Below are 13,872 nucleotides of genomic sequence, written 5' to 3' on the forward strand. Positions count from 1 at the left end.
ATCAGAGTCAATCCAAAATTTTCAAGAGACATTAACCCCAGCTTTTCCAAAACGTTAAGAAAAAGGGTAAACACCTATTTTAAAACCCACAATAAAAGTCGAAATGCCAATGCCACTATGGTGGTGAAAACGGTAATAATGTTGGCCTTATTTTTTCTCCCCTTAATAATACTGGCATCAGGTCTTGCCACAACTGTTTGGTTGCTTTTTTCGCTGTATATATTAAGTGGATTGGGAATGGCAGGAATTGGCATGGGCGTTATGCATGACGCGATCCATGGTTCATATTCAAAAAATAAAAGAATTAATACGCTGTTAGGTTATTCCTTCAATCTAATAGGGGCCAATGCAACTGTTTGGAAAATACAGCACAATGTTCTGCATCATACCTATACCAATATTGACCATGCAGACGATGATCTTAATGCACCATTTTTTCTGAGGTTCTCACCACATGCCAAGCACTATTGGATACACCAATATCAGCACATTTATATATGGTTTTTTTATGGCATATCAACCTTATCCTGGATTACCACCAAGGATTTTGTGCGCTTAAAGCGCTATAAAAACATGGGGTTTTTGGATAAAAAACACGAATATGTAAAGAAATTGATCAGTATGACGGCATGGAAAGTGTTTTATTATTCCTATGCGCTGATACTTCCGATGATTATGTTGCCTTTTTCATGGTGGGTTATTTTACTGGCATTCTTAAGTATGCATTTTGTGACGGGCCTATTGGTGAGCATCGTTTTTCAGATTGCACATATTATGCCGGTCAACGAGTTTCCGCTACCTGACGATCAAGGTGTAATAAATGATAATTGGTATGGACATCAATTCGCCACCACTAGTAATTTTTCTCCGAACAGCAATCTTATATTTTGGCTCATAGGTGGGTTGAATTACCAAGTAGAGCACCATGTACTACCTGATGTATGCCATGTGCATTACAAAAAATTAACGAAGATCGTATCCGAAACAGCCAAAGAATTCGGAATGCCCTATCATGTCAAAAAATCGATCGTTCTTGCGATTTGGGACCATATGAAGATGTTGCGCTTGTTGGGAAAGAAGGAAGAAGTAATTGCTATATAAGATAAATAAGCATAAATTTGAAAAAAATTAAGGAATAATGATCAAACAATTTTTTTATAAATTATTGAATATTAATAAAGGAAGTGGAATTAAAGAAGGAACGGTAAAGTTTTACAATAAAACCAAGAAATTTGGTTTTATAAGCCTTAAGGATTCTGATGAAGAATTCTTTGTACACGCATCAAATGTTGTTGGCAAGATCAAAAAAAACGACCAGGTAACATTTGAAATAGAAAAAGGTGACAAAGGGTTATGTGCCGTAAACGTACGTACGAAGTAATACATTCAATTCAAAATTGTATTTAGGAATAACCATCTTGATAGATGGTTTTTTTGTTTTCTTATTTTAAGTAATATCAAGAAAATGTGCCATCCCCTGACCAAGAAATAATTCCTGTAGCGCAATAGTGAACCAAGGGCTAAAATTTACAGTTTACCTAAACTATAATTGTACAAGCCATTTGTGAACGGCAGGGGAACTATATACTGTATATTGTTAAATATGTTTTGTTCATTTAAGAATCATCCAACCATTGATCTAATATCCCACTATTATGGAATCTAAAATTGTAAAAGCCTACGGAACTGCCTCTGCTGAAGCGGATTTAAAACCCTTGAATATTAACAGAAGGTCCGTGACTTCCAAAGATGTGGAAATAGATATCCTTTATTGTGGTGTATGCCATTCCGATCTACATTTCGCACGCAACGATTGGGGCATGACACAATATCCTGTGGTGCCCGGGCATGAAATTGTAGGAACCGTATCAAAGGTTGGTCCAGGAGTGTCTAAGTATAAAGTGGGCGATTTGGTAGCTGTAGGCTGTTTAGTAGATTCTTGTGGAAGCTGTGATAATTGTAAAGATGATTTGGAACAATATTGTCCGCAATGGGTTGGTACTTATGGCGGTTACGATAAGCATATGGATTCGCCTACCCATGGGGGTTATTCAGAAACCATTGTTGTCGATGAAGAATTTGTACTTCGTGTGCCTAAAAATCTAGATCAAGCAGGTGTAGCACCGGTATTATGTGCTGGCATTACCACCTGGTCTCCCTTAAGACATTGGAAGGTTGGGATAAATAGCAAAGTGGCTGTTGTTGGTCTTGGAGGTTTGGGCCATATGGCTATAAAATTGGCTGATGCCCTCGGTGCACACGTAACTTTGTTTTCAAGGTCCCCAAACAAAGTGAAAGATGGATTGGCTTTAGGTGCAGATCAGGTGATCATTTCAACAGATGAAGAGCAAATGGCAAGCGTTATGGTACATTTTGATGTTATAATAGACACCGTTCCCTATGCACATGATTTGAATCCGTATATTGGGACCTTAACCACCAATGGCACCTTGGTTGTCGTTGGTTATTTGGGACCCTTGGACCCAATGTTGGTGACCGTGCCTTTGATTATGGGACGCAGATCGGTTGCGGGATCCTTAATTGGTGGAATCGCAGAAACGCAAGAATTATTGGATTTTTGTGGAAAGCACAATATTACTTCGGATATAGAGGTAATTAAAATTCAAGAAATTAATAAAGCCTATGATCGAATGCTAAAAAGTGATGTACATTATCGGTTTGTAATTGACATGAAATCACTTAAAGCTTAAGGTAAGTCCTTAATCAAAGTGAAGCCTATAAAACAGCTCCATCTTAAAAATAGCACCATCTTTAAAGCGTTCATTTAATTGGGTTCTATTATCGCCAATATAAAATGAACTTACCGCCAGATCTATTTTGTCATTAGCATCGAAAACTTTATAATTTCTACTGATCGCATAGCCTAATTTAGTATCTATATATATCGATTTACTTAACTTAAATCGGAAATAGCTAACCAATTCATTGGAAGTTTTAGAAACATACGCCCCATTGGGGCTATAGCTTTGATTATTTAAATTGTAAGTAGTACCCAGGCCATCGAACCGCATCCCGACCCAAGCTTTTTCATATAATTTATAAGTGACGTCCCCAATAATAGGTAAATTTAGATTCGCTTCAAATTTCTTATTATCACTCATATAATATAAACCCAAAATAGGAACTACTATCAATCCGTATTTTTCGGTATTGGCATAAAGCCCATATCTAAATTTTAGATCATCGCGTTTTTTATTTGTGAGTAATGATAAAAATCCAAATTGAAGGTTATCATTGGAGAGCCTTATTTTATCGGATGCAATTTTAGAAAAGGCCATAAACGTAGCGGACCATTTATCGTCAAAAGTTCTATTGACACCAAAATTAAACCCTAAGACATTCAAGCTGGATCTGGGCATATTTGCATCTAACTTCACTTGTGTCCTATTTGCGACAAGCCCGGTAAGCACAATTGTTTTCTCATTAATTATAACGGGAAAGTTAAGTTCTAAGGCCAATTCTTGAACGGTGGTGTGTTCATTTGTTATTTCAAAATCGGCAGGTGGGGTATTGGTATAGGTTAAATTAATAATGTCAAAGTAGTTTTGGGAGAATCCTTGAAACAAAACACTACAAAATAATCCAAACAAAACAAGCTTCATTTTTATATTTTTATAACCCCTTGTAATGTACGCAATTCCAATGGTTGAACATTTTTTATATCGGCAATCTTTTTGCGGCAAATAACAATTAAAATATATCCGAGGTGATTCGATAATCATTTTTGCCTGGTCAATATTAAAAAGATATGTGTCTGAAATGAGATGTTAAGTTTGCCGATCAGGCTTCAGGATACCTACCCGTATTGGAAGAACCAAGGAAATATCGTAAATTCATAGAAACCTTAAACTTATCCCACATGAATGACTCTCGGATTATCTTTGCATTTTTATTTTCGGTGATGATGGCATGCAATTCCGGGACAAAGCAAAAAAAGGAAGAAAAATATGCAGCTAAAAACCTTCCCAAGGTGGTTACGGCAGATATTGAGTCCGGCATTAAGGCCAATATAGCCAAAAAGGTGGAAGAGGGGGGCGGATATTTTAATATGTCTGCAGGTGGAAAGGAACTTAAATTGCAATTGGTACGAGTACATACCGAATACCTATCCAATTTAGGCCCGCAACGGCATTTTGCCTGTGTTGATCTGGCCGATATTAGCGGGGATGTATATGACGTGGATTTTTTCTTGGACGGAGATCCTGGCAGTATGTCCGTTACCGAAACTACCTTGCACAAACTTAATGGCAAACCCTTTTATACATGGAAACAGCGCAAGGATAAGACGTGGTATAGAATGCCTGTTTTAAACGCAACCTCAGATCTGCTTGGAGTCATAGAAGGGGAGGATAAATTTGAATTTCATTATGAGGTTACCCTTCCGGAAATGAAGGAATCGGCAAGAATATGGATTCCCGTTCCACAGAGCGATCGCTTTCAATCGATAGTGTTACGGACCATAGAAACGCCCGTGGAACATCGGATACTTGATGAGAAATACCACGGCAATTCTATTTTGTACATGGAACTTTCGCCTGAACATAGTGGAAGAAAAATAGAACTGGTATACGACGTAGTAAGGCAGGAGAAAAGCCCCTATGAAGAAGAAGCCTCACCAACAAGATATCTCAATGCCAATTTACTGATGCCAGTAGGTGACCGATTTCAAATCCTGGCAGATTCCATTATTGCACAAAAAAGTAGCGAAGGAAGCATTATGGAGGCAAGGGCCTTGTACGATTATGTAATAGATAATATGCGTTACATAAAGGCGGGAAAATACGGCACGGGTGATGCTGTTTACGCCTGTGATGCACTTAGTGGCAACTGTACCGAATTCCATTCTTTGTTCATTTCACTGGCCAGATCCGCGGGAATACCTTCCAGATTTGCCGTTGGGGCTTCCATCCCATCAGATCGGGACGAAGGTGGTATAGATGGCTATCACTGTTGGGCAGAATTTTATGCAGAGGGTAAATGGTGGCCTGTAGATATTAGTGAAGCCAATAAATACACGGCCCTCGCTACTTACTATTTTGGACGTCATCCTGCAAATCGAATCGAATTCAGTCGAGGGCGGGACCTTCAAGTTGAACCCGGTCCACAATCCGGCCCGATCAACTTTTTGGCCTACCCGGTCATGGAAGTTGGAAAAAATCCAGCCTTCCCAAAAACATTTTTTTGGTTTAACAGGAAAATTGGAAAAGAAACCTCAAAAAATGTGGTAAGTCTATTCTGATACCGAATCCTTAGGGTGTTCGTCACTTTTTGGATGTTCATCCCCTTCCTTCTTAGGATGTTCGTCCGCGCCATTAGTAGGATGTTCTTCATGAACCTCACCTTCCTCCATCATATGATCTTCCTGTTGTTCAGTCTTTTCCTCCTTTTTTTGTTCCCTGCAGGAGCTCAATGTCCCGGCCGTAACAAAGCCAAATAGGAGCATTGCCAAAGTAAAATATTTAAGTTCTTTTATGCGGCTCATAATATTTATAATTTTATTAGTAAGTAATCAAGGTTGTGGTGTTAAACCCTTGATTTCATTAAAGATAACCAATTTTGCCCTAACCTCGTCAATTCCCTTAAATTTATCCTAAGCCTGACTATTATTCCTTAATTCTTTAAGAATATTAATCATATCCTTTGCCACCATTTGTCCGGGAGTACCGGAGGGTAACTTTAATGAGCTGGCTATTCAACCCTCAATATCCGGTATAATCCCAACTATAAATAATGCTTATATTTGAGAAAACATATTGTCTACAGATGAAAAAATTTGTCTTCTTACCACTTCTGGCCTTTCTGATTATTTCCTGTAAAAATGAGACTTCCAATAAAAATAATCTTCAAGCAGAAAATAAAACCGTAGTTTTTGAGGGTATTTCGCAAGGAATAAAACCCGGGGATAATTTCTTCGACCACGTTAATAAAACATGGTATGATGAAGCTGTTATTGCTGAAGACCAAGTGGGAGTAGGGTCTTATCGATTTTTAAATATTCCACAACAGGAATTATTGCAAAACATCCTGGATGAAGTATCCAACGGGAATCATGCCAAAGGTAGTATTGAACAACAAGTGGGCGATTTTTACGCTTCCGGAATGGATACCATCGGGATAGACCTAAGGGGGGTAACTCCCATAGTACCAATTTTAGAAAGGATAGATGCCATTAAAGATATTCCCATGATGATGGAGTTTGTTGCCGACCAGATAAAATCGGGCGACTATTCTTTTATTGCTCCTTACATCTCTCCCGATCAAAAAAACAGCAGTATCAATATTTTGCATTTTACGCAAACAGGCTTGGGCCTGCCAGATCGGGATTATTATTTCGGAGAAGACCCTTCGGTAAAAAAGATTCAAGAAGCCTATAAAACCTACCTTGCCACTGTGTTTGAATTGGTTGGCAACGCCTCTGCCGAACAACAGGCAGAAACAGTGTATGCCATCGAAAAACAATTGGCAGAATCCCATAAAACTCGAGTGGAAAGAAGAGTGGTAAAGGAGAACTACCATAAATTATCTGTTGCCGGTTTGGACAAGACCCAAAGTAATATTGGCTGGAAAACTATGTTAAAAAATTTAGGTGCCGATGTGGATTCGGTAGACGTTGGTCAGCCGGCATATTACGAAACCTTAAACGCTATGTTGACTTCTATTCCGTTAAGGGATTGGAAGGTATTTTTAAAGGCCAACTCAATAGGTTCCCATGACAATATTTTAAGTACCCCTTTTCAAAATGCAGCCTTTGAATATTCAAAGGTATTATCCGGCCAGTCCCAACAACAACCGCGAAAACTAATAATGACACGTAGTGTAGACCAGCAAATAGGTTTTGCCCTCGGGCAATTGTATGTAAAGCGATACTTTAATGAAGATGCCAAAAAGCGGGCACTGGACCTGGTCAATAATTTTCAGAAAACATTGGAAAAACGAATAGAGCAGCTGGATTGGATGAGCGATAGCACTAAGCTTAAGGCCAAGGACAAACTCTACGCCATAAACAAAAAAATAGGATATCCGGACGTATGGAGAACCTATGAAGTGGAAATAGATAGAGGGAAGTTTTTTGAAAATGTAGTTGCCTTACGTCAAGACGAATACCAGTATGAACTGGCGGATTTAAATAAAGCGCCCAATAGGGATCAGTGGCATACCACTCCGTCCACGGTAACAGCCTATTATAACCCATCCTTGAACGAAATTGTATTTCCAGCTGGAATACTGCAATCTCCTTATTTTGATCTGTATGCTGACGATGCCGTTAATTACGGAGGGATTGGGATGGTGATTGGCCATGAATTTACCCATGCCTTCGATGACCAAGGTGCGCAGTACGACAAAAATGGAAATGTGTCCAATTGGTGGACGGAAGACGATTACACGAAATTTAAAGCAAAAACGCAACAAATTATTGACCAGTATAGTGATTTTACGGTATTGGATAGCGTGCACCTCAAAGGAGCCTTAACGGTGGGTGAAAACACAGCGGATAACGGTGGTATTGCCATTGCCTATGATGCTTTTAAATTGACAGCCCAAGGGCGGGACACCACAAAAATTGGCGGCTTTACTCCAGACCAACGTTTCTTTCTATCTATTGCACGTATATGGCGTGTTAAAATGCGAGATGAATTTTTACGCAATTATGTAGCTACCGACCCACATTCACCCCCCATGTGGCGTGTTAATGGGCCCTTAATGAACTTTACTCCATTTTACGAGGCCTTTGATGTTAAAAACGGAGAAAACAATTTTAAACCTGAATCCGAAAGGATCAAGATTTGGTAAGGGGTAATTTGGGTGCAATTAAAATTATCCAGTGGATTATTTTATTTAGACAGCATGTTGAGGTATTGGCTTTTGTTCCAACACGAGTTAGTCGCTTTTTAATATAAGTGTATTCCGGGCCTGTTTGCTATTGTGTCTTTGACTATTTGAACCATGATCACTGTACATTGCTGTCAAAACAATGACACCTTTTTCTGAAACAGGCACTGCTTGCTCCTTCGTTTTTATGGTGCCCTTAAGTCCCGCTAGATAATTTTTATTGGAATCTAAATTATTGGCCAAAATCCATCGTACCATTTCTTGGACTTGCCCAGCCATCAAATCTGGATGGGGGGGCATTTTCTCATCTCCCCAATTGGAAGTGCTCCCAGTTATTATTTTTTCAGCTAGGGATTCTACAACCTTTTGGTCATTATCGTATTTGGCTGCAATACGTTCAAACGATGGACCTATTAATGTTCCTTTAGCTTTGTGGCAATTAAAGCAGGTTGAATTACCCATCTGGACCAATGGCTTATAATTGGTATTGGCCTCAAGCTGCAAATAGGATTTAACCTGGGATGAATCCTGCAAATATTTTACGACTAAAAGCACCTCGTTAGGGTTAATTTCATCGTATTCCGAATTGCCATCCTCATCATCCAAAACCTGAATTTCATAAGGTAGAATGGAGTTCCAACCAAAAGTACTGTTGGCAAAAGGTACTTTTATCCTAATTTCTGGAGGGTTGTTTTCTTGTAATTGAAATGATGAAAAACCCAAGAGGAAATAAAAGAAAACACAAACAATAACATCAGTAATAATATTTTGTCGCATCCATTCAGGGATTAGAGCTTGTCTATTGTTTCTGCAACCCGGTTAGCCGATCTAGTAGCGGCTTCTGTACCCCAATTAAGGTTATCTGCATAGGCACCTGCAAAATGGATGCGTCCTTCAGGTTCTATGATATGGGGCCAAAATTTACTAAGCGCTCCGATAGGAAAGGCGGTTCTTTCACAATTGGGCGAATATTTTTGCTTGGTCCAATCCCGACCAACAGCCAATTCGATCGAATCCCCTTTTCCTGGATAGACTTCGCGAAAAGCTGCCAGTGCTCGTTGGGGCGAAACTCCTCCCGGTCCTGTCCCTAGTACGATTACACGATGGGTATCAACTTCTTCGGCAGATTGCCATACTTCCCAGAGATCTGGATGGTCCAGACTCATGTTAATATCCTTGAAACCGTCATCTTCCCAAAACTTGGAGCTGGCCTGAAATACAAACCGTTGGTAAGAATCATAGGTGATATTTTCGTTGATATATTGTTTTTTATCAGTTAATGCAGGTTGTATGGGGATATTTTTAAGGGTTGGCAGCGGAATGCAATTCACAAAATAATCACCGGTAATTTCTTTCACCTCTTTTTGCCGTTCATACGTAACGGTTACCCCTGTTTCTCCGTTAGTTATTGCGGAAATGGGGCAATTAAGCCAAACTCTGGATCCCAATTTTTTGGCAAAGGCGTTCGGTAACATTTGGTTCCCTCCTTTTAATCTAAAAACCTCGGTGGGGTAGGTGGCAACGCCCCTCATTTTTAAGATGGCAGCATACCACAATTCATAAAGTGCGGAAGAGTTATTTCCTCCCAAAAAACCCAAGGCAGCCGGGGAAGCACCTTCTTTTTTATAAATATCCGACATGGGTATATTGTCCAATGCATCATACCCAACATTGAAGGGTTGGTATTCATCTATGAAGGCATCCAAGTATGGCTTGGTATAAAGCAACTTTAAATCGGACCAAGGATGGGTAGATAAATAGCTTATTTCTCTTTTGTTGAATCCAAAACCCTTCAATAGTGCAGGATCCTGGAGCATTTGTTCGGTATAGAACTTTCCATTGATCCTTCGTTTTAAATTTTTTCTCCTAGGGTAGGGAAGTGCTGTAATATTGAATTCCTCAAGGTATGCCCAATATCTTTCATAACCGGGTTTAACAATATGTTCCTGCCCAAAATCTCCATAAAGTCCGTCGGACAATTCATCCCGCGTGGTATACACATGCCCGCCATGTCTACCCGATGCTTCCAAAACAACAACCTCATGACCCTTTTTCATTAGTTCATATGCACAGCATAAACCACCAATTCCTGCACCCCCAATAATTATTTTTTTTGAAGTTGCCGAGGGTTTAGTCCAATCTGAGGCTAACTCCTCCTCTATATTATTAGCGTTTAATGAACTGATGGGCAATACAGTGGCACCAACTCCTGCGGTGACCATATTTTTCATAAAAGTTCTTCTTTTTAGCTGGCTCATAAAATGTGTATTAGAACTTGGAAGGGATACTTTGGCAGTAATGAATATACGAACTTTTTTCAAGCTGCCGTATCTAATCCTCCTCAATAAATACTTGGTATCTAGGACAAGTAAAAGCCGACTTTAGGGAAGTCGGCCTTAATACTCAATATATATCGTCTATAAAATCTTATAAATATGCTTTTAAAATTTTGTTACGTGATTTGTTTTGTAGAATTCGAATCGCTTTTTCTCTAATCTGCCTTACGCGCTCCCTGGTAACATCAAAGAGTTCGCCAATTTCGCCCAGACTCTTAGGGGTTCGTTGTCCTATACCATAGTAGAGACGAATTATTTCACTTTCCCTACTTGGAAGTGTTTTCAATACTTGTTCAATATCCATTCTAAGGGAGTCTTTCATCATTTTGGCATCAGGACTGTTCGTTTCCTTCGATTTTATTACATTGTATAAATTGGAAGATTCCCCTTCTTCAAAAGGTGCGTCCATAGACAAATGCTTTCCAGAATTTTTAATGGCAAGTTTAACCTGCGTTGAACTCATATCAAGTTCCCTTGCAATTTCGGCTGCAATAGGCGGCCTCTGATAGGTCTGTTCCAACGAAGAGTATACCCTATTTATTTTACTGATTTCACCAATTTTGTTCAAGGGCAATCGGACCATACGTGATTGTTCGGACATCGCCTGTAATATAGATTGGCGTACCCACCAAACCGCATAGGATATAAATTTAAAACCACGGGTTTCGTCAAATCGTTTGGCTGCTTTGACCAATCCAATATTTCCTTCGTTGATCAGATCGGAAAGCCGTAAACCGTTTCCTTGATATTGTTTTGCAGCGGATACTACAAAACGTAAGTTGGCATTTACTAATTTATTAAGGGCAATCTGATCACCTTCACGTATTCTTCTGGCCAGTTCCACCTCCTCATCTGCTGTTATCAAATCAATTTTTGATATTTCTTGAAAGTACTTTTCTAAGGATTTTGTGTCTCTGTTTGTAATTTGTTTCGTGATCTTAAGTTGCCTCATATATTTGTTTTAATTAATAATTCTTTCTATCAATATACGATTATATTGAAGAATTCCTAATAAAATAGCTATTTCTTTGATTTTTATTTAAAAAATTTATTAAAACAAGCATTTTTTTGAGGTTAATAACGGAATTTTGGATAAATCAAGGAATAACGCATTGAAACTTCTTCTCCCTTGAAAGAAAAGAATATAGCTACTTCAAATCTTGGAGGTTAAGTGAATGGGTGCTTTAGCGTATTTTGCACTTTTCTTGCCGCTACCATCTATCAGCTTATTAACTGATTTAGATCATTGTGTGGTTGAGTGTAGTTTTTTAGTTTAATGGACTCCTTCCCAAATACTTTATTAATTTAAAACTATTAACTATGAAAACTATTAAGCAAATTCTACTCTTGATGGCTGTTATTGCCATGACCGTGTCCTGTACCCACTATGATGATTTTTTTGGACGTCACAAGACTAAATTCGTTACTGTGCCATTCGAGGCCGAATTTATTGGCGATTATAGGTATGTCGGACCTGATGATGAAGAATCTACAGGCCTAGAGCCCAAATGTGACATTACTCGAGTTATTGTTGATTTCGAGGGCAGTGGAACTCCTTTAGGAAATTTTACAGGGAACTTTGATTTCTGTGTTGGACCAGATGGATATGGGCAAACCGATGCTTATATGGTAACAGTGAAGGGAGATACTCTTTTTGTTTCAATCGCCGGAAATGTTATACCAGGTAGATTGGATGATCATCCTGAACATGTAACTTCATATTGGCAAGATCCCTTTGAAATACTTGGTGGAACAGGTAGATACCAAGGAGCTAGAGGCGGTGGAATATCCAACGATTACAACAGCAGTCTAGATCCAAATTCCCATCACAACTGGAGCGGTACCATTACCATGAAGAAATAATGCGCTAAATTTATGTTTTTGACTCGTTTTACCACTTTTGATTTTGTTCATGACACTTGGTAGAAAATCAGGATAGCTTGGTCTTTGAGCATGATTTTCGGTGTGCCGATGGCTTGTGTCCATATGTTCCATATGCCTAACTGAAAGTATGTTGTAGATAGGGGGGAGGATGGTAATTAATAAAATGAGAGTAAAAACTTATCTGGCAAGCCACAGCCATTACTGATCGAAGTCAAATAATTGGTAGGGAAGTGCCGCCGAATTTTTTTGTGAGGTGTATGTAATCCTCTAAAGAACAAATAACTAGCATTTTTAAATGTTTGTAGAATGGAATACATAATACTATATTTATTAGCACCATTGCTTAAAAATCAAACACTATGCGCCCAATTTCATTTTTCATTCTATTTCTAATAGTATCCAGCTGTAATGAGGATAAGAAATCTAATAACGTTAAGGAAAATACTGTACCCAAACGTGGGGAATTGAGCATGGACTCTCAAATTTTTCTTGGAAATAGATTGTTTTCAGAGAAAACATGTATTACCTGTCATGATATCAATGGGCAAAAAGTAGGGCCTTCGGTCAAGAAAATAATGAAGGTTTATAAAGAGAAAAATGGGAATATAGTGGCATTTTTAAGAGGTGGGACAAAACCACTAGTAGATACCACAGCTAGTCAAGTGGCGATTATGCAGGCCAACATTGATGGATTTTTACAAAACATCTCCGATGAGGAATTAAAAACAATTGCTACCTATATGTTGCATGTAGATGAATTGAATCCAGATTAGTATGCTGAAACACCTATTTTTAAGTTGCAGTTCATAGGACGGTATATTGTACCAACAACAGAATGTTTACAGAAAATAAGAGTAATTAGTATTTTTTTGATTCGCCAACAGATCGGGCCATTCATAAATAGAATAATTCTCATTCTACATAATTCCGAAATTTTCCGCCCCACCTAGTCACTAATAAAATTAAAGACTCTCAATCATTAGAATTCATGCCGCTTCTCAAGACGGTATTGAATAAATCGAGCTTATTCATGGAATTTGTAAACTTCTATAAAGTTATAGAATCCAAGTGAATTTAAACTTTTGCACTGACCCACAATCTGTATTTCCAAAAATTAGTTAAAATCGGTTAAAAACGTTAAAGTGATTGTAAAAAAATGACCGGACAGATTAAAAGCTATTCTTTTGTTTTGAAAAATTTAAATTTAAACAATGAATAAATTATTACTTGTTACGGCAATTACAGTTTTTGGATTGGCAAATGTTCATTCCCAAGAGATTCACCTCGGTGCTAAAGTAGGAATTAACTTTGCCTCAATTTATGGAGACAATACAGGAAACCTTGACCCTATAACCAGCCTAGTTAATTTTGGTGTTGTCGCCGAAATGCCATTTAGCGAGAAACTGTCTTTTCAACCAGAAATAATGTATTCTATCCAAGGTTATAGCATAGGGGAAGATGTAGTTGCTTTAAATTATATGAATCTTCCATTAATGGGAAAATATTATATAACAAAAGGTTTTAGTGTGGAAGCTGGTCCACAAATTGGATTTTTATTATCTGCCAAATATGAAGATGTAAACGTAAAGGATAATTTTAAAACCCTAGATTTTGGTGTAAATCTAGGGTTGGGATATAAACTGGACAACGGACTAAACTTTGGTGCGCGATATGATTTGGGATTATCCAATATTAATGATTTAAATGGTACTTCGGATAAATTCAGGAATGGGGTATTTCAGGTTTCTGTAGGCTACTTCTTCTTTTAAAACGGTCCAGTTTATATTTTTGGACCACCTAT

Annotated in this window: 13 protein-coding genes; 8 read left to right on the top strand and 5 right to left on the bottom strand. The window is 38.3% G+C overall.

Going from position 1 to position 13,872, the window contains the following annotated elements; all coding sequences use genetic code 11:
• Positions 1-138 precede the first annotated feature (138 nt).
• The 3 genes from CWD91_RS12525 to CWD91_RS12535 all read left to right on the top strand — a co-directional run bounded on the left by CWD91_RS12525 (position 139) and on the right by CWD91_RS12535 (position 2,711).
• Entirely contained in the window at positions 139-1,101 is a 963-nt protein-coding gene (locus tag CWD91_RS12525) for a fatty acid desaturase family protein (RefSeq protein ID WP_103441441.1), read from the top strand.
• 37 nt (positions 1,102-1,138) lie between these two features.
• A complete protein-coding gene (locus CWD91_RS12530; protein WP_262923142.1) occupies positions 1,139-1,381 on the top strand; it encodes a cold-shock protein in 243 nt (80 codons plus the stop codon).
• Between the two features lie 274 nt (positions 1,382-1,655).
• The gene (locus tag CWD91_RS12535) at positions 1,656-2,711 is read left to right on the top strand and encodes an NAD(P)-dependent alcohol dehydrogenase (RefSeq protein WP_103441288.1); all 1,056 of its coding nucleotides are present in this window, start codon (positions 1,656-1,658) and stop codon (positions 2,709-2,711) included.
• A 9-nt stretch (positions 2,712-2,720) separates the two neighbouring features.
• Here the strand turns inward: CWD91_RS12535 and CWD91_RS12540 are convergent, their stop codons facing one another.
• Positions 2,721-3,623 carry a DUF6268 family outer membrane beta-barrel protein gene (locus CWD91_RS12540; protein ID WP_103441289.1) on the bottom strand — a complete coding sequence of 301 codons (903 nt, stop codon included), beginning with the start codon at positions 3,621-3,623 and terminating at the stop codon, positions 2,721-2,723.
• A 257-nt stretch (positions 3,624-3,880) separates the two neighbouring features.
• Here CWD91_RS12540 and CWD91_RS12545 point away from each other — a divergent pair, with 257 nt between their 5' ends.
• Positions 3,881-5,260 (top strand): transglutaminase-like domain-containing protein, encoded by a 1,380-nt coding sequence (locus CWD91_RS12545; protein ID WP_103441290.1) that lies wholly within the window; start codon positions 3,881-3,883, stop codon positions 5,258-5,260.
• Here the strand turns inward: CWD91_RS12545 and CWD91_RS12550 are convergent.
• Positions 5,252-5,503 carry a hypothetical protein gene (locus CWD91_RS12550; protein WP_103441291.1) on the bottom strand — a complete coding sequence of 84 codons (252 nt, stop codon included), beginning with the start codon at positions 5,501-5,503 and terminating at the stop codon, positions 5,252-5,254. The two genes, CWD91_RS12545 and CWD91_RS12550, sit on opposite strands and share 9 nt — an antisense overlap.
• 281 nt (positions 5,504-5,784) lie before the next feature.
• Between CWD91_RS12550 and CWD91_RS12555 the strand changes: the two genes are divergently transcribed.
• Positions 5,785-7,812 carry a M13 family metallopeptidase gene (locus tag CWD91_RS12555; protein ID WP_103441292.1) on the top strand — a complete coding sequence of 676 codons (2,028 nt, stop codon included), beginning with the start codon at positions 5,785-5,787 and terminating at the stop codon, positions 7,810-7,812.
• A gap of 87 nt (positions 7,813-7,899) precedes the next feature.
• On the opposite strand, the gene CWD91_RS12560 is transcribed toward CWD91_RS12555, so the two are convergent.
• The 3 genes from CWD91_RS12560 to CWD91_RS12570 form a co-directional block, all read right to left on the bottom strand.
• Positions 7,900-8,628 carry a c-type cytochrome gene (locus CWD91_RS12560; protein WP_103441293.1) on the bottom strand — a complete coding sequence of 243 codons (729 nt, stop codon included), beginning with the start codon at positions 8,626-8,628 and terminating at the stop codon, positions 7,900-7,902.
• 11 nt (positions 8,629-8,639) lie between these two features.
• The gene (locus CWD91_RS12565) at positions 8,640-10,109 is read right to left on the bottom strand and encodes a flavin monoamine oxidase family protein (RefSeq protein ID WP_239985759.1); all 1,470 of its coding nucleotides are present in this window, start codon (positions 10,107-10,109) and stop codon (positions 8,640-8,642) included.
• A 169-nt stretch (positions 10,110-10,278) separates the two neighbouring features.
• Complete coding sequence (locus CWD91_RS12570; protein ID WP_103441295.1) at positions 10,279-11,139, bottom strand: sigma-70 family RNA polymerase sigma factor; 861 nt, start codon at positions 11,137-11,139, stop codon at positions 10,279-10,281.
• A 368-nt stretch (positions 11,140-11,507) separates the two neighbouring features.
• Here CWD91_RS12570 and CWD91_RS12575 point away from each other — a divergent pair, with 368 nt between their 5' ends.
• The 3 genes from CWD91_RS12575 (at position 11,508) to CWD91_RS12585 (ending at position 13,840) form a co-directional block, all read left to right on the top strand.
• A complete protein-coding gene (locus CWD91_RS12575; RefSeq protein WP_103441296.1) occupies positions 11,508-12,050 on the top strand; it encodes a globin family protein in 543 nt (180 codons plus the stop codon).
• Positions 12,051-12,430: 380 nt separating this feature from the next.
• Positions 12,431-12,844: a c-type cytochrome gene (locus CWD91_RS12580; RefSeq protein WP_103441297.1), complete on the top strand. Its 414-nt coding sequence runs from the start codon at positions 12,431-12,433 to the stop codon at positions 12,842-12,844.
• Between the two features lie 438 nt (positions 12,845-13,282).
• On the top strand, positions 13,283-13,840 hold the full coding sequence (locus tag CWD91_RS12585; RefSeq protein ID WP_103441298.1) for a porin family protein: 558 nt from the start codon (positions 13,283-13,285) through the stop codon (positions 13,838-13,840).
• Positions 13,841-13,872 lie beyond the last annotated feature (32 nt).

Origin of the sequence: Arenibacter hampyeongensis (assembly GCF_002909255.1) — a bacterium.
In the GTDB taxonomy this organism is placed as follows: domain Bacteria; phylum Bacteroidota; class Bacteroidia; order Flavobacteriales; family Flavobacteriaceae; genus Arenibacter; species Arenibacter hampyeongensis.